This window comes from Serratia sp. X3 (assembly GCF_014982455.1).
Taxonomy (GTDB): Bacteria; Pseudomonadota; Gammaproteobacteria; order Enterobacterales; family Enterobacteriaceae; genus Serratia; species Serratia ureilytica.
In genome coordinates this window covers 1,916,672-1,938,585 of record NZ_JADCNB010000001.1, presented here as the reverse complement: position 1 = coordinate 1,938,585, position 21,914 = coordinate 1,916,672, and the positions used below count along the sequence as shown (strand labels likewise).

General features: G+C 55.1%; 22 protein-coding genes, 3 tRNA genes and 3 pseudogenes. 23 read left to right on the top strand and 5 right to left on the bottom strand.

The genetic code is table 11. The features are described 5' to 3' along the window. The first annotated feature begins 57 nt into the window (after positions 1-57). Genes IMX17_RS09415 through IMX17_RS09400 form a run of 4 tightly spaced genes read left to right on the top strand, consistent with a single transcriptional unit; the run spans position 58 to position 3,647 of the window. Positions 58-1,005, top strand: a complete 948-nt coding sequence (locus tag IMX17_RS09415) for a 4-hydroxyproline epimerase (protein ID WP_193549676.1) — start codon at positions 58-60, stop codon at positions 1,003-1,005. Beyond that, a complete protein-coding gene (locus tag IMX17_RS09410; protein ID WP_193549675.1) occupies positions 1,005-2,129 on the top strand; it encodes an FAD-binding oxidoreductase in 1,125 nt (374 codons plus the stop codon). The genes IMX17_RS09415 and IMX17_RS09410 overlap by 1 nt, the downstream gene beginning before the upstream one ends. After that, positions 2,126-2,386, top strand: a complete 261-nt coding sequence (locus IMX17_RS09405) for a (2Fe-2S)-binding protein (RefSeq protein WP_193549674.1) — start codon at positions 2,126-2,128, stop codon at positions 2,384-2,386. The genes IMX17_RS09410 and IMX17_RS09405 overlap by 4 nt, the downstream gene beginning before the upstream one ends. Then, on the top strand, positions 2,379-3,647 hold the full coding sequence (locus IMX17_RS09400) for an FAD/NAD(P)-binding oxidoreductase (RefSeq protein ID WP_193549673.1): 1,269 nt from the start codon (positions 2,379-2,381) through the stop codon (positions 3,645-3,647). The genes IMX17_RS09405 and IMX17_RS09400 overlap by 8 nt, the downstream gene beginning before the upstream one ends. Before the next feature lie 47 nt (positions 3,648-3,694). Here IMX17_RS09400 and IMX17_RS09395 read toward each other — a convergent pair whose 3' ends face one another. Beyond that, positions 3,695-4,054, bottom strand: coding sequence for a hypothetical protein (locus IMX17_RS09395; protein WP_033642634.1), 360 nt, complete (start codon positions 4,052-4,054; stop codon positions 3,695-3,697). Positions 4,055-4,596: 542 nt separating this feature from the next. Between IMX17_RS09395 and IMX17_RS09390 the strand changes: the two genes are divergently transcribed. Beyond that, entirely contained in the window at positions 4,597-4,911 is a 315-nt protein-coding gene (locus tag IMX17_RS09390) for a hypothetical protein (RefSeq protein WP_046899234.1), read from the top strand. A 174-nt stretch (positions 4,912-5,085) separates the two neighbouring features. Further along, a complete protein-coding gene (locus tag IMX17_RS09385; protein WP_193549672.1) occupies positions 5,086-5,517 on the top strand; it encodes a hypothetical protein in 432 nt (143 codons plus the stop codon). A gap of 17 nt (positions 5,518-5,534) precedes the next feature. Here the strand turns inward: IMX17_RS09385 and IMX17_RS09380 are convergent, their stop codons facing one another. After that, positions 5,535-5,876 carry a GlpM family protein gene (locus IMX17_RS09380; protein WP_004927953.1) on the bottom strand — a complete coding sequence of 114 codons (342 nt, stop codon included), beginning with the start codon at positions 5,874-5,876 and terminating at the stop codon, positions 5,535-5,537. 122 nt (positions 5,877-5,998) lie between these two features. Beyond that, on the bottom strand, positions 5,999-6,223 hold the full coding sequence (locus tag IMX17_RS09375; RefSeq protein WP_004927950.1) for a DUF2594 family protein: 225 nt from the start codon (positions 6,221-6,223) through the stop codon (positions 5,999-6,001). A 705-nt stretch (positions 6,224-6,928) separates the two neighbouring features. On the opposite strand from IMX17_RS09375, the gene uvrY reads away from it, so the two are divergent. The 10 genes and pseudogenes from uvrY to IMX17_RS25445 all read left to right on the top strand — a co-directional run bounded on the left by uvrY (position 6,929) and on the right by IMX17_RS25445 (position 15,188). Continuing rightward, positions 6,929-7,585: a UvrY/SirA/GacA family response regulator transcription factor gene (uvrY, locus tag IMX17_RS09370; RefSeq protein ID WP_004927947.1), complete on the top strand. Its 657-nt coding sequence runs from the start codon at positions 6,929-6,931 to the stop codon at positions 7,583-7,585. Further along, positions 7,578-9,410: an excinuclease ABC subunit UvrC gene (gene uvrC, locus IMX17_RS09365; RefSeq protein ID WP_193549671.1), complete on the top strand. Its 1,833-nt coding sequence runs from the start codon at positions 7,578-7,580 to the stop codon at positions 9,408-9,410. Before uvrY ends, uvrC begins: the two co-directional genes overlap by 8 nt. 58 nt (positions 9,411-9,468) lie before the next feature. Then, positions 9,469-10,017: a CDP-diacylglycerol--glycerol-3-phosphate 3-phosphatidyltransferase gene (pgsA, locus tag IMX17_RS09360; RefSeq protein WP_033642639.1), complete on the top strand. Its 549-nt coding sequence runs from the start codon at positions 9,469-9,471 to the stop codon at positions 10,015-10,017. A gap of 144 nt (positions 10,018-10,161) precedes the next feature. Beyond that, positions 10,162-10,237 (top strand) — tRNA-Gly (locus IMX17_RS09355). A 308-nt stretch (positions 10,238-10,545) separates the two neighbouring features. Next, positions 10,546-11,310 carry a hypothetical protein gene (locus tag IMX17_RS09350; RefSeq protein WP_182264770.1) on the top strand — a complete coding sequence of 255 codons (765 nt, stop codon included), beginning with the start codon at positions 10,546-10,548 and terminating at the stop codon, positions 11,308-11,310. Between the two features lie 357 nt (positions 11,311-11,667). Beyond that, positions 11,668-12,102, top strand: a pseudogene (locus IMX17_RS25405) (RHS repeat-associated core domain-containing protein); the annotation flags it as partial. A 430-nt stretch (positions 12,103-12,532) separates the two neighbouring features. Next, positions 12,533-13,048: a hypothetical protein gene (locus IMX17_RS09340; RefSeq protein ID WP_193549670.1), complete on the top strand. Its 516-nt coding sequence runs from the start codon at positions 12,533-12,535 to the stop codon at positions 13,046-13,048. Between the two features lie 318 nt (positions 13,049-13,366). Beyond that, a complete protein-coding gene (locus IMX17_RS09335; protein ID WP_182264767.1) occupies positions 13,367-14,041 on the top strand; it encodes a hypothetical protein in 675 nt (224 codons plus the stop codon). Further along, a complete protein-coding gene (locus IMX17_RS09330) occupies positions 14,034-14,741 on the top strand; it encodes an RES family NAD+ phosphorylase (RefSeq protein WP_193549669.1) in 708 nt (235 codons plus the stop codon). Before IMX17_RS09335 ends, IMX17_RS09330 begins: the two co-directional genes overlap by 8 nt. A gap of 9 nt (positions 14,742-14,750) precedes the next feature. After that, positions 14,751-15,188, top strand: a complete 438-nt coding sequence (locus tag IMX17_RS25445; RefSeq protein ID WP_370571082.1) for an SH3 domain-containing protein — start codon at positions 14,751-14,753, stop codon at positions 15,186-15,188. On the opposite strand, the pseudogene IMX17_RS25370 reads toward IMX17_RS25445, so the two are convergent. Next, positions 15,185-15,859: pseudogene (locus IMX17_RS25370) on the bottom strand (TIGR03747 family integrating conjugative element membrane protein); the annotation flags it as partial. The gene IMX17_RS25445 and the pseudogene IMX17_RS25370 overlap by 4 nt on opposite strands. Continuing rightward, positions 15,854-16,797, bottom strand: a pseudogene (gene traD / locus IMX17_RS25365) (conjugative transfer system coupling protein TraD); the annotation flags it as partial. The pseudogenes IMX17_RS25370 and traD, both read right to left, overlap by 6 nt. A 309-nt stretch (positions 16,798-17,106) precedes the next feature. On the opposite strand from traD, the gene IMX17_RS09310 reads away from it, so the two are divergent. From IMX17_RS09310 to IMX17_RS09280, 7 genes are all read left to right on the top strand, one after another. Continuing rightward, positions 17,107-17,544 carry a hypothetical protein gene (locus tag IMX17_RS09310; protein ID WP_193549667.1) on the top strand — a complete coding sequence of 146 codons (438 nt, stop codon included), beginning with the start codon at positions 17,107-17,109 and terminating at the stop codon, positions 17,542-17,544. A 408-nt stretch (positions 17,545-17,952) separates the two neighbouring features. Further along, positions 17,953-18,369 carry a hypothetical protein gene (locus IMX17_RS09305; protein ID WP_193549666.1) on the top strand — a complete coding sequence of 139 codons (417 nt, stop codon included), beginning with the start codon at positions 17,953-17,955 and terminating at the stop codon, positions 18,367-18,369. A 398-nt stretch (positions 18,370-18,767) separates the two neighbouring features. Further along, positions 18,768-20,348: an SEL1-like repeat protein gene (locus tag IMX17_RS09300; protein ID WP_193549665.1), complete on the top strand. Its 1,581-nt coding sequence runs from the start codon at positions 18,768-18,770 to the stop codon at positions 20,346-20,348. A gap of 16 nt (positions 20,349-20,364) precedes the next feature. Next, the gene (locus IMX17_RS09295; protein WP_182264760.1) at positions 20,365-20,700 is read left to right on the top strand and encodes a TfoX/Sxy family protein; all 336 of its coding nucleotides are present in this window, start codon (positions 20,365-20,367) and stop codon (positions 20,698-20,700) included. A 155-nt stretch (positions 20,701-20,855) separates the two neighbouring features. Next, positions 20,856-21,260 (top strand): DUF5413 family protein, encoded by a 405-nt coding sequence (locus IMX17_RS09290; RefSeq protein ID WP_182264759.1) that lies wholly within the window; start codon positions 20,856-20,858, stop codon positions 21,258-21,260. A 351-nt stretch (positions 21,261-21,611) separates the two neighbouring features. Continuing rightward, positions 21,612-21,685 (top strand) — tRNA-Cys (locus IMX17_RS09285). 10 nt (positions 21,686-21,695) lie between these two features. Continuing rightward, positions 21,696-21,781: transfer RNA gene (locus IMX17_RS09280), tRNA-Leu, on the top strand. Positions 21,782-21,914 lie beyond the last annotated feature (133 nt).

The following is a 21,914-nucleotide window of genomic DNA, read 5'->3' as shown; positions in this document are numbered from 1 at the left end:
CGCGCATTCGTTCAGGCTAACGCCATTGGTAACATCTCATTAACCCTGGAGACGCCGATGGCACTTTCTGCGCATATCACCGCTTTGCGGGCGATCGATTCTCATACCGGCGGGGAGCCGACCCGGCTGATCGTCGAAGGCTTCCCCGACCTTGGCGAAGGCAGCATGGCGGAACGGCGGGCGCATTTCGCGCAACATTATGACGATTGGCGCTGCGCGGTGATGCTCGAACCCCGCGGCAATGACGTGTTGGTGGGGGCGTTGCTGTGTCGGCCTTGTTCGCCGCAGGCTACCGCCGGGGTGATCTTTTTCAACAACACCGGCTATCTGGGCATGTGCGGCCACGGCACTATCGGGCTGATTGCTTCGTTGGCGCATCTCGGGCGCATCCGCGCCGGGCGTCATCTGATCGAGACCCCGGTCGGCCCGGTGAACGCCACGCTGCATGATGACGGCAGCGTTACCGTAGAGAACGTGGCGGCTTATCGTTATCGCCACCAGGTGCGAGTTGAGGTGGCCGGTTACGGCCCGGTGACGGGGGACATTGCCTGGGGGGGAAACTGGTTTTTCCTCATCGGCGAGTCGCCGTTGACCATCGATAAACACAATCTGGAGGCGCTGACCGTGTTCACCTGGGCGGTCCGGCAGGCGCTTGAACAGGCGGGCATTCGTGGCGAAGACGGCGGGACGATCGACCATATCGAGCTGTTCGGTGACGATCCGCAGGCCGACAGCCGCAGCTTCGTGCTGTGCCCCGGCAAAGCCTACGATCGATCGCCGTGCGGCACCGGCACCAGCGCCAAGCTGGCGTGTCTGGCGGCGGACGGCAAACTGGCGCCCGATATGCACTGGCGCCAGGCCAGCGTCATCGGCAGCGAATTCCAGGCTTATTACCGCTGGAACGGCGAGCGCATCACCCCCTTTATTCGTGGGCAGGCTTATGTATGCGCCGATAGCCAACTGCTGCTCGACGAACGCGATCCTTTTGTCTGGGGCATACGCTGATGGTCGGCGGACGAGGAGTTGATGCCATCGTGGTGGGTGCCGGCATCATCGGCGCCGCCTGCGCCTGGCGGTTGGCGAGGGAGGGGTACCGCGTCTCGGTGGTGGACGACTGTCGCGCCGGCGCCACCGCCGCCGGCATGGGGCACCTGGTATGCATGGACGACAACCCGGCTGAGCTGGCGTTGAGCGCTTATTCGCTGCGGTTATGGCGTGAAGTGACGGGCCGGATGCCGCAAGCCTGCGCCTGGCGCGGCTGCGGAACGCTGTGGTTGGCGGAGCAAGCGAATGAAATGGCCATCGCCGAACAAAAGCTGGCGCGGCTGGCGGAGCAGGGCGTGGCGGCGGAACTGCTGACTGCGGAGCAGGTTGCCGCCATGGAGCCGATGCTGCGGCAGGGGCTTGCCGGTGGGCTGCGGGTGCCGGGCGACGGCATTTTGTATGCGCCGCACGCGGCGCGTTGGCTGTTGGCCGACGCTGGCGCGGCGATCGATGTGGTGCAGGGTGAAGCGATCGCGCTGGACGAGGCGGCGGTGCGGTTGGCGGACGGCAGAGAGCTGGCGGCGCCGGTGGTCGTCTTGGCCTGCGGCCTGCGGGCCAATGATTTGTTGTCGCAACCGTTGCTGCGTGCCAAGAAGGGCCACCTGGCGATCACCGATCGTTATCCGCCGCGGGTGCGGCATCAGTTGGTGGAGTTGGGGTATGGCGCCAGCGCGCATGCCAGCGACGGCGCCTCCGTGGCGTTCAATGTGCAGGCTCGGCCCACCGGGCAATGGCTGATCGGTTCTTCCCGCCAGTTCGATTCCGTCGATTCGTCATTGGATATGCCGCTGCTGGCGGCGATGCTCATGCGCGCGCAGCATTTCTTGCCCACACTGACGCAGCTGAACATCATTCGCTGTTGGACCGGGCTGCGCGCCGCCTCTGCCGATGGATTGCCGCTGTTGGGCGCGCATCCGCGGCATACCTGGTTGTGGTTGGCGTTGGGGCATGAGGGGTTGGGTGTCACGACCGCCCTCGGCAGCGCCGCGCTGCTTGTTGCGCAGATCGGCCGGCAGGCGCCGGAGATTGACTATTCCCCGTATTTGGCGGCGCGGGCGTTTGCCGCCGAGGAGCAGCCCGTATGAAAGAGAGGCAAAACACGCTCGCGTTGAGCATCGACGGCAAATCCTACCAGGTCCCGGTTGGCATCAGCGTTGCCGTGGCGCTCAGTTTGTGCGGCGGGGATCATTGCCGGTTGTCGATTTCACGCCAGCCGCGCGCACCATTTTGCGGCATGGGCGTTTGTCAGGAGTGCCGGGTAACCATTAACGGTCTGCGCCGCCTGGCGTGCCAGACGTTGTGCCAATCCGACATGCGGATTGAGAGGAGCGATGATGAGTGACTTCGATTGCGAGGTGCTGATCATCGGCGCCGGGCCGGCCGGCATGGCGGCAGCGCTGGCGGCGGCGGAAAATGGGGGGCAGATACGGGTGATCGATGATAATCCGCACCCTGGTGGGCAAATCTGGCGTGATGGGCCGCAGGTGGCTTTGCCTGAAGCGGCGAGACGATATCGGCAGGCGATGGCAGTGCGGGAAAATATTGTGCTGCACGCCGGCTGCAAGCTGGTGGCGCAGTGTGGCGCTAACCGATTGGCGTATGAAGACGCCGAAGGCTGCGGCGTGATTCGTTATCAAAAGCTGATTCTATGCAATGGCGCCCGTGAACTGCTGCTGCCGTTTCCTGGCTGGACGTTGCCGGGAGTGAGCGGCGCCGGTGGTCTACAGGCGCAAATCAAGCAGGGGCTGGCGATCCGCGGCGAGCGGGTGGTGATAGCTGGCAGCGGTCCGTTGCTGTTGGCGGTGGCGAAAAGTGTGAAACAGGCCGGTGGCGAGGTCGTGCTGGTAGCGGAACAGGCGGCGCTGCGGCGATTGGCGGCATTCGCCGGCGGCCTGTGGCGTTGGCCGTCCAAGCTGCGTCAGTCGTTTTCTCTGATTCAGCCTCATTACTGTGCCGATAGCCGAGTATTGGCGGCATTGGGGCAAGAGCGCTTGACGTCAGTGCGCGTCGGCAACGGCGGGCGGGAAAGTACGGTGGCCTGCGACAGGCTGGCCTGCGGCTTCGGTTTGGTGGCGAATATTGAACTGGCGATGCTGCTGGGATGCCGTATCGCACACGACGCCGTCGCGGTGGATCATTGGCAGCAAACCAGCCAGGCGCAAATTTATGCCGCCGGGGAGTGTACCGGTATCGGCGGCAGTGAATTGGCGCTTATCACCGGCTCCATCGCCGGTTATGCCGCCACGGGGCAAAAGGCAAAAGCCGAATCCCTGACGGCGCAGCGGCGGCGATGGCGGCGTTTCGCCACGTCGACAGCGGCCGCTTTTGCGCTTGATGAACGCATGACTTATCTGGCCAAACCGCAGACCCTGCTGTGCCGCTGCGAAGACGTCACGCTGGAACAGGTATGCCATCAACCTGACTGGAACACGGCCAAGCTGAGCAGCCGCTGTGGTATGGGAGCCTGTCAGGGCAAGGTTTGCGCGACGGCGGCGCGGCACCTGTTGGGGTGGCCTTTGCCGCCGCCACGGGTCCCTTTAACGCCGGTGCGGACGGAAACGCTGGTTGCTCTGGGAAGGCATTGCAGCGACGACGATAATTGATGGGGCATCGCGGCGGTGGCGTTTCAGTCCAAATCGATTTCGCTGCATCACCACTGCGGCCAATAGTAGGTTTTCTCTCGCCAGCCCTTGCCGTACATGCAAGCCTCGATGGTGGCGTTTCGCGCTGACTGATTGCGATCGGTCTGTACCGTTTTGATCGACGGCTCTTTGTCATAGCGATATCCCGATGGACAATCTTTCTTATTCTTCTCGCAAGGGATGTATTTGTTTTCGTAGCTGAACTCTACATCCCGCACGACGTCTGGCGGGAAGCGATCGTAGCCCCGACTGCGGCATTCGGCATATTCGGCATTTCGGGTGCTCTCAACTGCGCCGGGTCTTTCCCATTGGGTACAGGCAGTCATCATCAATAACGGCAAAACAATCAAACAACGGTAATTCTTCATGGTGTCCCTAACTCTTCCTCTATCCTGGTGATCACTGACTAGGAATCTTCCCAACCAGCGATGCGAAAAAGTGTAATCAACTGACGGCATAATTGGAAATGATAATGGTTATTGTTTAGGTGTGATTGAGGCAACGACACCCTGAAATGCGCCGTCGGCGATAGGGGAGAGGCTTACAAGGGGCAGAGCTGACGATGAGAGTGCTTGGGCAGAGCGATTTTATATCTATTCTCTTTTTGCTGCATGGACTGGTCATTATCTCAGCGTTATGAGAGGGAAGAACGGTATGCAAGCTAAGTATTTTCTTATCCTGTTTAAATGGAATTTTGAATTAGGATATTTACCCATGACCAAGTTTTAATGTACGGTATTAATGCTCTATTTTTTTATTTCTGTTTTTTTATTGTGCCTTTATTTTCAGAATTCTTCCATTAAATAATTTTTAGTTACAGGGAATTCATTTGCATTTTAAATTTGGATTTTTTAAATTCAGCTCAGATGAGGGATAACCGTTAGCGACAGGTACAAAAAAGGAGTTTATTTTGTCTGGGATAAAGAAAACGCCTGAAAGCCATGACGGTTTGCCTTCACCATCAGGGGATTATGATAATTTTAAGCACCTTTCCGATGTTGGCACCGTGTTGGGATATGGGCGAACTCGCTTTTATCAGTGGTGCCGCGGACGCGGATTTCTAACGCCGATGAATGTTCCTTCGCATGAAATGCTCAGTCTGGGATATATGGTAGCAGTGCTGTCAGAGACCGGTCATACCCGGGTTTACGTCACGCCGGATGGCTTCAGCTACGTTAGTGACGCGTTTGCGGCAGATATCCAACGCGGCATGGTAAAGTTTTAAATTTGTAAAAATCGCCTTTATTTCAAGGTCTTTAATACAGAATCTTCTTATCCGGAAAGACGCGCTGGGCGATGAGTGGGAAGTTATCCGATTTTTTCATCTCTGCGACATGAAGGCTACTGACAGCAGCTATTCTCTTGTTACGATAAGCATTATTTTTTTCAGGAGCCAAGGATGAAGCATTACGCCGCGTTGTTGTTCGCCTCTGTACTGTTGACGGGATGTGCGACCCAGGCCGTACCGCCGCAACGGGCTGAATTACCGCCCCCAAGCCGTCTGATGCTTTATCAGAATATCCCGGATACGCCATACGCCACGGTGGTGGTGGTGCGTGACAGTGGAATGCTGGCGGGTAGCTGCCGCACCGGCGTTTATGTGAATGGGGAGTTCGCCGCTTCGCTGGGCGCGAAAGAAAAAGCGGAGTTTCGCGTGCCGCCGGGCAATACTTCGGTGAGCATCGGGCAAGATATGATAGAGAACTCTCTGTGTATTTGGCGCGATACCAGCGGCAGTGTGCCGATGACGCTGCGCGCCGGTGAAAGCCGCTATCTGCGGATCGCCGGCGATCCGCAGCGAGGCTTCGTTTTGCAGGCAGGGCGGCCGTAACCGCCCAGGCAAGGGCGTTAACGCCCTTGCCACCATCCCCACAGCGTAATTAATAGCCACGCCGCCGCAATCCAGCACAGTACCGCCGCACCCAGCGCTAACGACAGCCGCAGACTATTAATCAGGAAATACAGCGAAATCAAATACACCAGATAGGGCAACACCGCCCACATGCCGAAAATCAGCGTCGTTTTCAGCGCCGCTATTGAACGTTCGCTGCCGACAATATAATGCGCAATCAAAGCGAAAGTGGGGAAGAGCGGGACTAAACCGGCGATATAATAGTTGCGCGTTTTGGCCAGCAGGCCGATCAGAACCACGACCAGCGCGCCTATCAGCGCTTTGACAAGGATGCCCATAACGGTCTCGGGTGTCGGGGGAAAGCCAACACACTGCCCGAAAGCCTGAGCAGAATCAATGGCGTATTGTGTAGTGCGGGGAAAAACAGACCCGCATGAATTGCGGGTCTGAGCGGCAGCGTTTACTGGCGGTAAGCGTGCTTGATTTGCTGAATGCTGTTCTTGAAGATTTCCGCCTGAGTCGGATCTTCAATCTGGGCGATGAAACGTTCCATGTTGATGATGACTTTCCCGGCATCGGCCTGGCCGATCGACTTCAGGATCAGCGTCAGCGTGGCTTTGAGGCAGGCAACCTCGGTCGCCAAGATCTCCGGGTTTGCAGACGTAGTGAAATCAACGTTGCTCATTTTCTCTCCTGATTTTTGAGGCCGTAGCCTGATACAAGCTGCTTTAGCGCACCGCGCGCGGACTACAGGCAAGTTGCCCACGCACGGCGGCGAATTTAACTGGGCGCGGAGTATAGCATAGCATGCGTCAACCATCTGCACCGGGCTTGCTCTGGCGGCGCTGGTGGGTGAAGTTTGCTCGTTGCACGCCCGGGTCATCCATTGTCGGCCAGTTATTTCGAGGCGGTTAACAAGTATTTGCCCGGCACGTTATTGTTGAACAATCGGGGTTATTATAATTATTGGGGGCGGTAGCACTGATTTTGCCGGTGTTGGGCGGTAATAATAGTTTTGTACGCCGGCGGTCAGGCTCGCGTTGGCTGCGGCTTTTGGTACGTCTTTAAATATCAAATGATTACAAACAGCCAACAGCCGTGTTAATATTATTCATGTCGTGATTGCTTACACAGATTTCTCCCTCGCGGCATGATTGTCGCGCTATCCTGTGTCTGACGCAGCGCGACGAAATTATTTTCGTCGCTCGATCTTTTCCGACGGGACGATTTATCGGCGGCATAGACGGCTAAAATTGAAAAATCAGCTATGCTCCGCAAAGTTATTCGGAAGTATGTATTAATCTGTGTTCATTCTTGTCTGAAAAACAAGTAATATCTCTGGCGAAAACAGAGGCTGATTGCGTTACTCCCTTTTTTTGGAGAATTTTCCTTGATTAGCGTTCTTCTTGTTGATGACCACGAACTGGTGCGCGCAGGGATACGACGCATTCTTGAAGATATCAAAGGTATAAAAGTTGTCGGTGAGGCCCAGTGCGGTGAAGACGCCGTAAAATGGTGCCGTGGCAACGCTGTCGATATCGTGCTGATGGACATGAATATGCCGGGCATTGGCGGGCTGGAAGCCACGCGCAAGATTGTGCGTTATGCACCCGACGTCAAAGTCATCATGCTGACTATCCATACCGAAAATCCCTTGCCCGCGAAGGTGATGCAGGCGGGTGCCGCCGGCTACCTGAGCAAGGGCGCCGCGCCGCAGGAAGTGATTAACGCCTTGCGTTCCGTGCATGCTGGGCAGCGCTATATCGCGTCTGATATCGCCCAGCAAATGGCTCTGAGCCAGCTGGAGCCGCAGGCCGAAACGCCGTTCAGCTGCCTGTCTGAGCGCGAGCTGCAGATCATGTTGATGATCACCAAAGGCAAAAAAGTGAATGAGATCTCGGAGCAACTGAGCCTCAGCCCGAAAACGGTGAACAGTTACCGTTACCGTATGTTCAGCAAATTGAATATCAGCGGCGATGTCGAACTGACCCACCTGGCCATCCGACATGGATTGTTCAATGCGGAGACGTTGTTAAGCAGTGAATGACCGTTTTGATGCCAAAGCTTTCCTGAGTACCGTCACCAGCCAACCTGGCGTCTATCGTATGTATGACGCCACTGGCACGGTGATCTACGTTGGTAAAGCCAAAGACCTGAAAAAACGTCTCGCCAGCTATTTTCGGCAGCAGGTCAGCAGCCGTAAAACCGAAACGCTGGTTAAAAATATCGCGCAAATAGACGTAACGGTTACCCATACCGAAACAGAAGCGCTGTTGTTGGAACATAACTACATTAAATTGTACCAACCGCGATATAATGTTCTTTTGCGAGACGATAAATCTTATCCGCTGATTTTTCTCAGCGCCGATACCCATCCCCGTTTAGCGGTGCATCGCGGCGCCAAACACGCCAAGGGCGAATATTTCGGTCCTTTTCCCAACTCTTATGCCGTGCGCGAAACGCTGGCGCTGCTGCAGAAGCTGTTCCCGATCCGCCAGTGCGAAAACAGCGTGTATCGCAACCGCTCGCGCCCGTGTCTGCAGTATCAGATCGGCCGCTGCCTGGGCCCCTGCGTCGCCGGCCTGGTGAGTGAAGAAGAGTACCGGCAACAGGTGGACTACGTGCGGCTGTTTCTTTCGGGTAAAGATCAACAGGTGTTGCACCAGCTGATTGCCCGCATGGAAGAAGCCAGCAAGCTGCTCAATTTCGAAGAGGCTGCGCGCATACGCGATCAAATTCAGGCCGTGCGCCGCGTTACCGAGCGGCAGTTCGTGTCGGGCGACAGTGACGATCTGGACGTCATCGGCGTGGCGTTCGACGCCGGTATGGCATGCCTGCACGTGCTGTTCATCCGTCAGGGCAAGGTGTTGGGCAGCCGCAGCTATTTCCCTAAGGTGCCGGGCGGTACGGATATGAGCGAAGTGGTGCAGACTTTCGTCGGCCAGTTTTACCTGCAGGGCAGCCAGGCGCGCACGCTGCCCGGCGAGATCCTGTTGGATTTCAGCTTGCCGGAAAAGGACCTGCTCGCAGAATCGCTCTCCGAGTTGGCGGGGCGCAAGATCCAAATTCAGAGCAAGCCGCGCGGCGATCGCGCCCGTTATCTGAAGCTGGCTCGCACCAACGCGGCAACGGCGTTGACCACCAAACTTTCGCAACAGTCGACGATCCATCAGCGGCTGGCGGAATTGGCCAAGGTGCTGAATCTGGCGGAAATCAACCGTATGGAGTGCTTCGACATCAGCCATACCATGGGCGAACAGACCGTGGCTTCGTGCGTGGTGTTCGACGGAAACGGCCCGGTGCGTTCGGAGTATCGGCGCTACAATATTAGCGGCATCACCCCCGGCGATGACTACGCGGCGATGACGCAGGTGCTGAAACGCCGTTACGGCAAAGCGCTGGAAGAGAAAAAAATCCCGGATGTCATTTTCATCGACGGCGGTAAAGGGCAGCTCGGCATGGCGATCGACGTGTTCAACTCGCTGAACGTCACCTGGGACAAGAATAAACCGTTGCTGATCGGCATCGCCAAAGGCGCCGATCGCAAGGCCGGGTTAGAAACGTTGTTCTTCGTGCCGGAAGGCGAAGGGATTTCGTTGCCGCCGGATTCGCCGGCGCTGCATGTGATCCAACACATCCGCGATGATTCACATAATCATGCGATTACCGGTCACCGGCAAAGAAGGGCGAAAGTCAGAAATACCAGCTCACTGGAACTGATTGAGGGCGTAGGGCCGAAACGGCGCCAGGTGCTGTTGAAGTATATGGGCGGACTGCAACCTTTGTTGAACGCCAGCGTGGAGGAAATTGCAAAAGTGCCGGGTATTTCACAAGCATTGGCAGAAAAGATCTACAATGCATTGAAACACTGAGGGCAATGTAGCAACATACTCTTAATTTCCACTTTAGCCAGATAGTTACCGTAGCATTATGCAATTGAATATACCGACTTGGCTTACCCTGTTTCGCGTAGTTCTGATCCCATTCTTTGTGCTGGCGTTTTACCTGCCGTTCAGCTGGGCTCCGATGGTTTGCGCCGTTATCTTTGTGTTTGCCGCTGTCACCGACTGGTTTGACGGTTTCCTGGCGCGCCGCTGGAAACAAACGACGCGCTTCGGGGCGTTTTTGGATCCGGTCGCGGACAAAGTGATGGTGGCGGTAGCGCTGGTGCTGGTGGCGGAGCACTACCACAGCTGGTGGATCACGCTGCCGGCGGCCACCATGATCGCCCGCGAAATCATCATTTCGTCGCTGCGCGAGTGGATGGCGGAAATTGGCAAACGCAGCAGCGTGGCGGTGTCCTGGATCGGTAAAGTGAAAACCATGGCGCAGATGATGTCGCTGGTGGGCTTGCTGTGGCGCCCGGATCGCTCTGTGGAATATGTGGCGATCGGCTTGCTGTATATTGCGGCGGTGCTGACTTTCTGGTCGATGTTCCAATATTTGAACGCGGCGCGTAACGATTTGCTGGAACCGTGATCGATACGCTGCAAAAAGCGGCAAACGACCGTGATGGGCCAACAATTTTATTGACTCATCACGTCAGGTAAGTAGAATGCATCGCATCAGACGACAACGATGAATTGCTGAAAGATAGCAAAGAAATCAGTCAGTTCTGGTAATGCGGGAATAGCTCAGTTGGTAGAGCGCAACCTTGCCAAGGTTGAGGTCGCGAGTTCGAGCCTCGTTTCCCGCTCCAAACATTAGCCTGTTGAATCCCCGTGATTCGGCTGGTAAGGAAAAGGGGCTTCGGCCCCTTCTTCGTTTTCTATTTCCTTCCTCTGTCCTCCATCAATCTTTAATCAGTGGCTATGTCTCTGGCCGTCGATTCAATACCTCGAAGCAACAGAATCACGCATTCTTTTTCTTGCATGATGTACTTTTTCTCCCGTCGCAAATAGTCTGAACATCCAGGTGGTTTTTCAGCCGTTATTACCGTCCGGCGATGGTGAACAAACGACTGCAGGAAAGGATATTTCCGTGAATCTGATAACAAGGAGGTAGGTTATGGGTATGCACTGTATTTTGTGGATCGTCATGGTAACGATATTGTGGCCTTGGCCTGCGAGATCGACAGTCGACGATACCGTCGCGTTCACTGTTGAAAATTACGCGCTGCGTTACCCGTATGCGAGCCCTACAGATAATCAGGCCGCTTTGGCCGGGATGCTAAAGAGCGCAAAAGTGACCGGCCACTATTGGAAATCGAGCAGAGTGCTAAAGCTTACTCGCTGCATGACCGGCGTGACGTGCTATCCCTCACCGCATTTTGCAGATGATTTGATAGACCACACGGTGACTGTGCGGCCGCATATCATATCGGGCACGCCGACGCGCTTCACTTTCAACCTCCCCGTCAGCCACCGTGGTGCGCAGCTGGACGGGGTCACTTTGATGTTGCCTCTGAAACCTGTGTGGCGCCAGCCCAGCGTGCAACAGGCTTTGCAGCGTGCAGAGGTTGCCTTACCGGAGTATGCAAAGACCCGACACGCTTTGGAGATGGGGGCATCGGTGTCTGTTAATCTCGCGCTGCCGAAAACGCTGGGGGAATTTGGACCGACGCTGAATTATTGTGCGGGGATACCGAACCCGTTGAGCTGGAGCCACTCAGGGGTGCTTTCGATGAGGATCCTCGTTCAGCAGGCATCACACGCAAATAGGCCATGGCCGTTTATCGAAAGCCCCTGGACTTCGGCTAATTTTGGAACGGAAGAGAGCTGTGCAACCTGGCGGCCTGAGGTAGAGAACAGCTACCTATGGCATAACGAGTAGCAAGGCGCCGTTGGACTTTCGTTCTCTTTTTGAGGATTAAGCTGTTCAGATGATGCAGAAACGCGACCGCGGACTCCCGGAACACTCGTTTGCTGGATGCAGCCGTTAAACGGTGAAACAATAATTTGATACGTCGGGTGGTTCGCCATGCAAGAAGAAAATAACGCGGCGTATGACACCATCCGAGCACTCAGGCACAGCCATGCTGCGCTGTCGCCTCGCCAAATCGCTGGACAACCTGCTCAAGCAATATGCCGGCACCCACTACCAGTACGATGCGCGGGCAACCTGAGCACGCCGCAGGAGCTGACGGACGAGCAGAGCGAGATTGCGTGAGCCGCCGAGTATCGCGCGTGGGGTGTGGTGAAAGAAGCACTGCGCAAGGCATCGGATGGCCGTGTCGAGCTGCGCAACCCGATCCGGTTCCAGGGGCAGTACCATGACCACGAGACGGGGCTGCACGACAACCGCTATCGGTACTACGATCCAGAGGTGGGGCGGTTCGTCACCAAGAACCCGATCGGGCTATTTGGTGGTTGGAATTTTCACATCTACCCATTAAATCCAAACAATCGAATCGATCCTCGCGGACTTGAGCCTGAACCAAAGCCATGTGCACAGCGAATTCTCGATGCCGTGCATAGGCTAAATAATCAAAATCGCTATAGCTATGAATCTGGGTACGGGTTTGGTGAGGGGAAAAACAAATGCAATCTATTCATCTCAGATGTCCTCGAAGACTCTGTTGCCCTTCGGCGAATCATGGATGATTTTGAATTTGGGGGCCGATGAAATTTATAGAATCACTGATTAATAGGCAATCGCACGAGGTTGTCGTGCGATTGCCGGCGCGGAATGGCCGGATACCGAAGCGAAGCCCCACCCATTCGGAGAGGTTTGCCCTGTGGACGCGCCTCATTTCTCGCATTTCTCAGGTGTTGTTGCGTCAATCCGACCGTCACGCGGCGGTCTGACTGACGTTTACACGCAACAGGCGGGGCGGTACCCCTGTTAACAATTCGGGTTCCTGCGTAGATACTCGATTTTTGCCGCCGAGGCGATGCGCAAGACGAGCGAGCCGAAGGCCTGCCGCACCTGTGCGCGCAGAGTGCGCTGTGCAGGCATCGGTGACAGTACCGAAGGCTTGGCGTCACTTCTATGGCGGATTATCCTATGGTGGACTATCCCCGCTAACGCGCTAACGCGCTAACGCGCTAACGCCATGACGACAACTATTGACGAACTACGGTTTCGTATTAACGCTTTACGAACTAGCTCTAAACGAAAAGAGGTCGCAGAGATTGCGTTCGCATTAGAGTACCTGTCGCTAACAGTTTCTCCCTTGCCCAGGGATATATTTTCACTATATCTGGAGGTGTTGTCGGATCCTCTAATTTTCTCTAGGCAAGGTATAGAGGGCTTCATTTCTGGAATTTACAACGACTTTGAGAAGCTCACCATCGATCAAAAAGGCTTCCTATTGGAAGCCTTGGTTAACAACTCAAAAGGGTATGGCGATGAGAATTTGTGCTTCTCTGTTGGGGATATGATCGCTCGAAAGTACTCCGTCCAAGTTGCACTGGACGCTTTCCGCCGGATGTGGGCCTCGGGTGAGAAAAACTCCCGATTCATTGCTCAATTCGGCGCAGACGTTCTATCCCTTTCTCAGCCAAAAGATGAGGAAGAGCGTAGTGAACTGCGCAAGTTCAAACGCGAGATCGGTTTGAAAGAACAGTGATTATCGTCCCAGATACACCGCCGTAATCTGCGTGCGCTCATGCCCAAGCTCGCGGCTGATCGCCTGCCGCGCCTGTGCATCCACGGCGCGCTGCGCAGGTGTCAGTGACCGTGCCGAAGGCCCGCTAGCGGCCGGAGCCTTCCAGCCCGTCAGCGCCTCGTACCGATCCTGCGCGTAGCCCAGGATCTCACCCGAGAGGAGAGGGACTGCTTGGGCTTGAGAAGTCCTGTATCAGTACACCTATGAGGGAGGATGCTTGAGGATTATTCAGGATATGATATTGTCTAATAATCGTGATAATCAACAAGGAGTCAATCTATGAACGTCGTTCACGACCATCAAAGGGTCTCTACTCTTGTTGGAACCCCAAAAGAAATTCAGGACAAGCTCCGGAAGTCGCATGCCGATAAGGTGATGGTGCTCACTTTCGAGCACATGAATGCCCATGTGCTGAAGACCTTGACTGAGAACATGTCAAACGTTGCCTCGTCGATGTTCGAAGCGCTGCTGACACGGCAGGATCGCGAAGTCGTGGAGCGTTTGGCTGACGCGCTCGTTCCGCGAAAGCCAGCTTCGCCACGGCTGCTCAAGGAAGCGATGATGCTTGCCAGGGCGCGCAAGGCCGTGCTCGACAGTGGCGATTGGCTGACGGCTGCCGAGATTGCCCAGTTGGCCGGGCTGAGTGCGACGAACCCCAGCACCCAACCCAACAAGTGGAAAAAACAGGGGCAGATATTCGCCATTCACCACAATGGCGTCGACTACTTCCCTGACTATGGCCTGGACCGGAGTACGAACTTCCGGCCGTTGAAGGCCATGGCCAGGGTCATCGAGGTTTTTGCCGAGCATAAGGATGCCTGGGGCATGGCCTACTGGTTTCTTTCGGTCAACAGCTTCCTGGGAGGCAAGCGGCCGCAGGACCTGCTGGCGACGGCACCGGATAGAGTGATTGACGCCGCAAGGGATGAAGTGCAGGAGATAGCGCATGGCTGATCGCCGGCGCCCATCTTCCGGCCCGGCGCCGGCCTCGGCGGTTCCTGATGCCGGTACTGTCACACCGGTACCTCCTGACGCTCCGGACTTCACCATGACGACCGTGGAGGCTGGAGCCGTATTGCACCGCGTGCACCCTGGTCGGTACAACGCCGACCAGTTCAATCCAGGCACGCAGGGCAATGCGCGCTTCAGCCCTATCCAGAACGCCCAAGGCGATGCCATTCCCACCTTGTACGGCGGCTCGACCATGGACTGCGCCCTCATGGAAACGGTATTCCACGATGTTCCGTACGCGCCAGGTTTCAAGACGCTCGACAAGAGCAAACTGAGCGGGCAGGTACATTCCAAGGTCGAAGTGACCCATGATCTGCAACTGATCGACCTGGCCAGCGTGCCATTGCGCAAGCTGGGCGTTACCCGCAAGCAGCTCATCGACACGGAAAAGGACCAGTACCCGGCCACCCGCCAATGGGCCCAGAAACTCCACGAGAAGGCCCCACAGGCCCAAGGGCTCTCCTGGATATCCAGGCAGGACGACTCGGCGCGTGCCGTGGTGCTCTTTGGAGACAGGATTCCTCAGGGAGCGCTACAGCAGCAGGGGAGCTCACGCAGTCTGGTGGACGACGGCGGAGCCTATGACGAAGTGTTGAACCTGGCCGCGCGATTAGGCGTGCTGATTGTTCCGGGTATGGATTGAGACGATGTCATGGCATCTTTCCTTACTGGAGGGATGCCAGGTTGCGAGGTTTCTATGCTCTATGTTTTTCCTGCGGATACATTCGGTGTTGCGATTGACGACTATGCGCGCCCCTATGAAAACCCGATCTCCGTGGCAAAGGGGGATGTCGTTCGCCCGTGTGTAGGCGGCTCTATGAGTACCGACTTCATGGGATGGACGTGGTGCATTGGATCCGACGGGCGCGCGGGATGGACGCCTGACAGTTGGTGCGACGTCACTGACGAAGGATGGCGATTGAAACGGGACTTCTCAGCGCTTGAGCTGACTGTCCGAAAGGGCGATCGCTTGCTCCTTCTCTTCAGCGAAAGCGGTTTTGTCTTCTCCGAGAGTAGTAGTGGCGAACGAGCCTGGGTTCCGGATGCCGTCTTGGCACTCGAAACGACGTCATGCGTCGATATCGCCTAGAGATACTTCTTGAAGCTCCCTGCGGCAATGCTCATGGCCAGTCCCAGCAAGAGCGCGCAGGGAACGAGTACCAGCAATGGATGCACGCTGATGGGCAACGCCAGGTTGCTCACCCAAGGCAGCACGGCTAGCGGCATCAGGCTCGCGCGGGCGCGGTGGTAGACGAATCCCGATTCCCTGCCGGCGCTGAAGCGGCGCAGATCCCGCCTCACCAGTCCGTCCACCAGGCCGACAAAGGCGGCCAGCAGAAACAGCGGCAAGCTCATGCAGAGCACCAGCAGCCGCAGCAGGAATACCAGCGCCATATAGGCCGCGGCGATCAGGTACTGCTCCAGATGGACGTAGACCAGACCCAGGTAGTAGCGGAAGTCATGGGCTGTTCGCGAGGCGGCGGCGTTGGCTCGCTGCGAGGCATCCCGGATGTCGGTCGCCAGACCAGTCTTGACGAAAACCCACTCGTACGCCTGTTCGATCAGCGCCCGGGCGGTGCGTCCCGGCTCTTGCACGAGAGTACTCCGGGTGAACTCGCTCGATAGCTGTGCCAGCTCGAAATTCAGCATATCCCTAGCGTGGCGCCATCCGTGTTCCGGCCGGAACAGCGCCATGCATACACACTCGACCACGATGCTCAGCACCAGCGCACCCACCATCACGCCGAAGAAGCGAAACGGCTCAGCGTGCAGGTTGATCGCCACCTTGGTTCCTGCCTCGCCACCGGGAAGGCCATCGTCGATACCGAATTTGTAGATATGGCCGGCGACCGAAACCAGGTCGGAGAACATCGAGTTCCCCACCGCCGCGGCAACTTCCGCGTCAGAGAGTGCATCCAGCCCGACGTAGACGACAGCCCGCTTTCGGATGATCTGCATCCAGTCGAAGGTGGGACGGGGATCGTCCAGGTCCGAATAGTTTGGCGCAAGAAGTTGCGCGGTCTTGCCTGTGGTGAGCTTTTCCAGGAGCGGTAAAAGCGACGCAACGATCTTGTCGAAATAGGTGCGGTCATAGCGTACGGCACTGCGCAATCCGTCCAGCACCGGATCGTAGACGCGGACCTGAGACAGGTACTGTTCGAGGGCGACGACGCGTTTCTCGCGCCCGACCATGTGCCGCGGGATGTTCTTGTCGTTGATTCTGGCTTCGAGCTGGACGATGACTTCCCATGCCTTCGGGGCGCTCTTGGCAAAGTACTGCGCGGCGTATTCGATGAACAGCGCATCGATGTTGACCACATGCGGCTGGATCAGCAGGTAGTCGGCCGCTGGCCGAGCTTGACCAATGCGCGGGGGATGATGTTGACGAAGCGCCAGGCGAATTCCCTGAACGCGGCACTGTTGCCTTCGCTGGAGAGCTGGCCGGCGATGCGCGTGGCCACCTCTGAGATGCGGCCGAAACGGCCCACCGCGTTGTAGCGCGCGCTGAGGTCTGGCCAGCCCAAATGGAAGACATAGAACTCACTCTCGCGATCGGCACGCTTGGCTTCGACGTACATCCGCTTGAGCAGGTTGGCGTCGCCCTTCGGATCGAACACGATCACCACCTCGTGCTGTCCATGGACCTTGCGTCGAATGTCCTGGGTGATCAGCAATTCGGCTAGGCGCGTCTTGCCGACCGTCTAAGTAATTTTTCGCTATGCAGGTGAGCATATTGCTCGCTAATTTCAGCGTTGTTCCTATGGAATATTCTCTTTTCAGGTTGGCCTATTTCCTTTCCATCCAAAATAGTAGATAAGGAACGTTTGTATAAACCTGAAGGTAGAGTCTATCGTGAAAACAGCCATTCGGGTTCCCCTCGTCGGGAGCGTGATCAGTATGGTCGCCAGTCTGGCGGCATTTTATAACGTAGAATATGGCCATGGTCTGATAACGAGTTGCCACCTTGGTTTATTTGGTTTGGCATTCAAATTGCGGTAGTGGGATGGATGACTCAGTTGCTCCGTCAGAAAAGGTGGCTTTGTCGCGGTGCGATAGTAATTTCATTACTGCTGCTTTGGACGTTATGGCCTGCGAGAATGAAGGTCCACTTATTTGAGAAAAACCCCGATTCTGTGTATGGATTGCCGTATCGGATCGACTACGAGCCGATAACGCGCTGGCAATGGCGCAACATTTATCCCAACGGGTTAAGTCCAGGTAGCAGTGCGTTTTCAGGCACGAAGTTTGAGTTTGCGAGAGTCAGAGGAGCGACGCTTGATGAAATGGACAATGTTTCTATTCGCGATTACAGCTGTGAGGCGTTGAGGGTGGTCTATTGGGGGCCTATATCGGTCATGTATGCACGGGGATTTTCCGATAATCAAGAAGACTTCAATCTGAAGGAATGCACTGTGATTGAACCTGATACTGATACGGAGGGCTAACACATGAGAGTTATGTATCTTATTGGCTGGATACATTCATCTGCCGTCGGTTGTTAAACGGCGACCATTCGCTGAGTCTGTTGAGCGATTATTCATGACGGGAAAGTGGACGACTGCCGATATTTTAAATTTGATTGTCAGTTTACCATGATGAGATTTTATGCTTCGAAGTTAATTATTTTTTTTCATTATGTTTTTGTTTTTTGGTATGCGTATTTTTTATTTATTTAGCCAGAGAGAGGAGAGCTGAACTTTATGGGGGTGAGAAATGAAATTAATGATATTCATTAAGCTTAGGTGGCGACGCTTCCTCTTGCGGTTTATCGCTTATCCGTTCCGAACGGTTTTGGGTATAAAGAAAAGAGCAGGTTCTAAAGTGTCTATAGGAAAGTATGTCGGGGAGGGGGCGTGAATCGAAAGGTTTTCTTATTCTGGGGTGGCATGGATTTATTTTTCACTATCCATTTTCTTTGGCTCAATTTAAGTCATCGGCAGATTCCCTTTTACACAGATTTTGTCGTGCTGGATGAAATGGAGCAACCGCTCTGGTTTTCTGGCTTTTGGTGGATGTTGTCTACGGTATTGGTCATATCGATTGCGATTTCCGCCAGGTTATTCCTGAGTGAAAATTGCTTCGCGCGTCGCTGGGCTTATATGCAGACTCCGCTGCGTATCATACTGGCTGAACCATCGCTATCCTTTCTTCCTTGGCTATTGAGTGTTACAGAAAGCCGTAATCTGGTTCTCAATTTTTCACTGCTTATTGGTTCCGAAGCGTTGAAAGTCTATTCCCTACACCGGACTCGAGAAGCGGGGGCGTTTTAAACCGACTCCCAAAGGATTGAGTGAGATGGACAGCATTTCATTTTGTAATTAATTGTATTTCATGAGGAAAGATATGTTAACGCTTATTCTGCTTTGATTTGTCGGCATAATATTCGTTTACGTCAGGTTTTGGCCTTATGAGATTGCAGTGCGGAAGTTGTCTGCGTTTCTTCGATGCAATGCTCTGGTTAGGCAATTGCGGCTTTGTTAACGGGACATCCTGTGCCAGCTATATCCAAACATAAGGGATCGGGAAGGGGACTTTTTGCTGAAAGGCGAGTGCCGAGTTATTCCGGCTTGCCGCCTGGCTGCCTCGCAAGGCTGGCTCAGCACAATATGGATTTGAAACAGCCCGCTTTGTTGACGAACTTAAAAAAAATACTTTGGAATTTGTCAATATGATGCATCGTCTTCTGAGAATTTTTAGAAAAAGCAAGGCTGAGGCGCAGTATCAACTGGGCCGGAGATATGAGGATGGGGATGGAGAGGCACAGGACTACGCCCTGGCCGTGATGTGGTATCGCAAGGCGTCCATGAACGGCCATGCTATGGCTCAGCATGCTCTGGGCTCAATGTATATGCACGGTCTGGGCATAGATCAGGACGATGCTCTTGCCGTGGCATGGTGGCATAAGGCTGCTGAGCAAGGGGATGCTGCCGCCCAATCTGATCTTGCGTTTATGTACTCCACAGGCCGAGGCGTAGCACAAAGCGATATCCAGGCCGCTGCGTGGTGGCAGAAAGCGGCGGATCAGGGGTATAAGATTGCTCAGAACTGGCTTGGCGGTATGTATGAAGCGGGGAGAGGCGTCGCCCAGGACGATACACAGGCGGTCGACTGGTGGTATAAAGCCGCAGAACAAGGGCACGTTATAGCTCAAGTCAATATTGCCGGAATGTACCGGCTTGGCAGGGGGGTGAAGCAGGACGATGCTCAAGCCATATATTGGTGGTGCAAGGCGGCAGAACAAGGCAGTGCAGAAGCGCAACGGAATCTCGCCAATATGTACGCGACAGGTGAGGGCGTTGAATGGGATAGCGGTCAAGCTGTGTTCTGGTGGTGTCGTGCGGCCGAGCAAGGCGACGTAATCGCCCAGGCAAGCCTTGCTGCTTGCTACGCTCAGGGTGAGGGGGTGGCTCAGGACGATGTCCAAGCGATAACGTGGTGGCGTAAGGCGGCGGAGCAAGGGCATGCTGTTTCTCAAGCGAACCTTGGCTCCTTCTACATGGATGGTCGTGGCGTTGCCCAAGATGAAGAACAGGCCGTTGCCTGGTGGCGTCAAGCTGCAGAGCAGGGCAATGAGCTGGCCAAATTCAATCTGGATGCCTTGCATGTTCTCCAGCGGGGTGATGGCACCGAAGCCGTCGAATGGTTACGCCGCGCCGGTGAACAAAGCGACAACGATGCTAAGGGCATACTCATGTTCGGTGAACGGCTCCCTGCCGTAGGGGGGATTGAGTCGCTGGTGTTAGACGAGACAACTTATTTTTTTGGATTCGACTACAGGAGCGATCTGGTGCTTTCACGGTTGTTCGATGATATCGACGCGATGGCATTCTACGCCAGCTTGAATATGCTGCAATCTGACGGAAAGCACGATGTGGCCTATTGGCGAACGTTGGCTAACGAGGCTGTAGATGCGTCGGAGTTATCGCCTGGCCTTGAAAGTCAGACCTTTTCTAGTCAGGCGCTTGGGTTGACGCGCCTGAACTTGCAGCGCGCTTGTCAGAATAATTCGACGGTGCCTGGTTTTTCAATTTCGTATCACTTGCTTTATCTGCTTGAATCAGCTGGTGGGTGGGAGGCGGATATGGGCGATATCCGGACAGAGATTCGCATCATTGCTGGCGATAGGCCTTTGAAAGAAGGCGAGAGCGTTTCTAAGGTTGCGCAAGACGTGCAAGCGCGACTGAAAGAACTGCTCCGCTGCGCGCCCGGGAATTGGCGGGAGTTGTTCGCTGTCCTGTCTCCGGAATAAGGAATAGGCGAACCTGATGGCCTCAAAACAGAGTACGGTAGAATTTATCATCAGCAATATTTTTGTTTCGGATACGGTTTCGGCAAAGAAGATGTTCGGTGAGTATGGCATTTATTGCGGTGAGAAACTGGTCGCGCTGGTCTGCGACGATCGATTGTTTATCAAACCGACGCCGGGCGGTAAAGCGTTCCTGAAGGAAGGCTTGGAGGCTGCGCCTTATCCTGGTGCAAAGCCCTGTTTTGTGATTCCGGCAGAGCGTTGGGAAGATAGCGCCTGGCTTTCCCAATTAGTCTCTATAACTTACGCTCAGTTGCCTGTGCCCAAGAAAAAAGCATCGAAGAAGTCCACTTGAACCCCATGAGTCATGGCTGCTCGTCGGATGGGGGCACCTTTGCACTGCTATCCATAGGTCAAATATCCACTGCCGGTATCATAAGGAACGGAGGTATAGGAGGAGGGATGAAGTCTGGCGCTATACGGCATCTGGTAAGAAGAGGGGCAGGATGTATGATGTTCTTCGGCCTGGTTGCCCCGCCGTTGGGGGGGATGTTGATGTTGCTGCTGATGACGTTTGGCATCAGTGGGTATGTGGATCCCAGATATTTCAACGTCGGTGATGCGTTGGGAGTGTTGGTGCTAATTGGGACTTTTTCTTATGCACTCGGTTTTTTGCCGGCATGTCTGGTGGGGGCTATCGCCGGTATCGTCCATTCCCGCATTCGCCGGTTGCGGTGGTTTCTGCTGTTATGTGCGGTGCTGTCCGCCATTGCTCCCGGTTTGCTGAATGCCGATCAGCGTATTTTTGGCGCGATCGCTCTCTTACCGGGAATGTTCGCCGGGTTTTTATGGTGGCGCCGGAGATTGCGTGATGCCCCGACTGATGAGGTTTTGCACGATAGCCCTTCGCCATAAGCAAGCGAAAAGCCGGGGAGGGCTATTCCTGTCGAGAAAAAGAACCGTTTTGCCCGTGAATTCCTGAGTCGATGCATATAATATCAACATTCCGCTTGCCTTTTCGTTGGCATTGTGAACAGTGCGCCCACAAAATAAGCAGTTGAAAGCGTTAGAGAACTTTTTGCTATTTCGGGGGGTTGCCAAGGTGGGGGGTTTAGTCCATAATGCAGTCCATCGATTCGGCAGTAACGAAATAAATTACTTAAGAATCAGATAATTAGGATGAGCGATTTTATCATCGCAATCCCGAAGAACAAAACGAAGTGGGTGATTCACCGGCTTTGGCCTGAAAAGGCAAAACAGAATAAAGGCGCGTTAACAAAGCGGTTATGTAGCGGATTGCAAATCCGTCCAGTCCGGTTCGACTCCGGAACGCGCCTCCAACTTTCCCGAGCCCGGGTGGTGAAATCGGTAGACACAAGGGATTTAAAATCCCTCGGCTTATGGCTGTGCGGGTTCAAGTCCCGCCCCGGGTACCAGGGAACGAAAATACCGAATAATCAAAGCAATAAGTAGTAATGTCGTAGACCGCCGAGAGGCGGTTTTTTTGTTTCTGCACTCCCAATCCTAACATCATTCCTAACATCGTTTTTACTCTATGCGCGCGCACTG

Excerpts from the sequence above, each read along its gene's own strand:
- IMX17_RS09410 (WP_193549675.1), top strand. The coding sequence starts at position 1,005 with ATGGTCGGCGGACGAGGAGTTGATGCCATCGTGGTGGGTGCCGGCATC.
- IMX17_RS09400 (WP_193549673.1), top strand. The coding sequence starts at position 2,379 with ATGAGTGACTTCGATTGCGAGGTGCTGATCATCGGCGCCGGGCCGGCC.
- IMX17_RS09405 (WP_193549674.1), top strand. The coding sequence starts at position 2,126 with ATGAAAGAGAGGCAAAACACGCTCGCGTTGAGCATCGACGGCAAATCC.
- IMX17_RS09395 (WP_033642634.1), bottom strand. The coding sequence starts at position 4,054 with ATGAAGAATTACCGTTGTTTGATTGTTTTGCCGTTATTGATGATGACT.
- IMX17_RS09340 (WP_193549670.1), top strand. The coding sequence starts at position 12,533 with ATGACGACAACTATTGACGAACTACGGTTTCGTATTAACGCTTTACGA.
- IMX17_RS25445 (WP_370571082.1), top strand. The coding sequence starts at position 14,751 with ATGGCATCTTTCCTTACTGGAGGGATGCCAGGTTGCGAGGTTTCTATG.
- IMX17_RS09295 (WP_182264760.1), top strand. The coding sequence starts at position 20,365 with ATGGCCTCAAAACAGAGTACGGTAGAATTTATCATCAGCAATATTTTT.
- IMX17_RS09375 (WP_004927950.1), bottom strand. The coding sequence starts at position 6,223 with ATGAGCAACGTTGATTTCACTACGTCTGCAAACCCGGAGATCTTGGCG.
- IMX17_RS09330 (WP_193549669.1), top strand. The coding sequence starts at position 14,034 with ATGGCTGATCGCCGGCGCCCATCTTCCGGCCCGGCGCCGGCCTCGGCG.
- pgsA (WP_033642639.1), top strand. The coding sequence starts at position 9,469 with ATGCAATTGAATATACCGACTTGGCTTACCCTGTTTCGCGTAGTTCTG.
- IMX17_RS09415 (WP_193549676.1), top strand. The coding sequence starts at position 58 with ATGGCACTTTCTGCGCATATCACCGCTTTGCGGGCGATCGATTCTCAT.
- IMX17_RS09380 (WP_004927953.1), bottom strand. The coding sequence starts at position 5,876 with ATGGGCATCCTTGTCAAAGCGCTGATAGGCGCGCTGGTCGTGGTTCTG.
- IMX17_RS09335 (WP_182264767.1), top strand. The coding sequence starts at position 13,367 with ATGAACGTCGTTCACGACCATCAAAGGGTCTCTACTCTTGTTGGAACC.
- IMX17_RS09300 (WP_193549665.1), top strand. The coding sequence starts at position 18,768 with ATGATGCATCGTCTTCTGAGAATTTTTAGAAAAAGCAAGGCTGAGGCG.
- IMX17_RS09385 (WP_193549672.1), top strand. The coding sequence starts at position 5,086 with ATGAAGCATTACGCCGCGTTGTTGTTCGCCTCTGTACTGTTGACGGGA.
- IMX17_RS09290 (WP_182264759.1), top strand. The coding sequence starts at position 20,856 with ATGATGTTCTTCGGCCTGGTTGCCCCGCCGTTGGGGGGGATGTTGATG.
- IMX17_RS09310 (WP_193549667.1), top strand. The coding sequence starts at position 17,107 with ATGACTCAGTTGCTCCGTCAGAAAAGGTGGCTTTGTCGCGGTGCGATA.
- IMX17_RS09350 (WP_182264770.1), top strand. The coding sequence starts at position 10,546 with ATGGGTATGCACTGTATTTTGTGGATCGTCATGGTAACGATATTGTGG.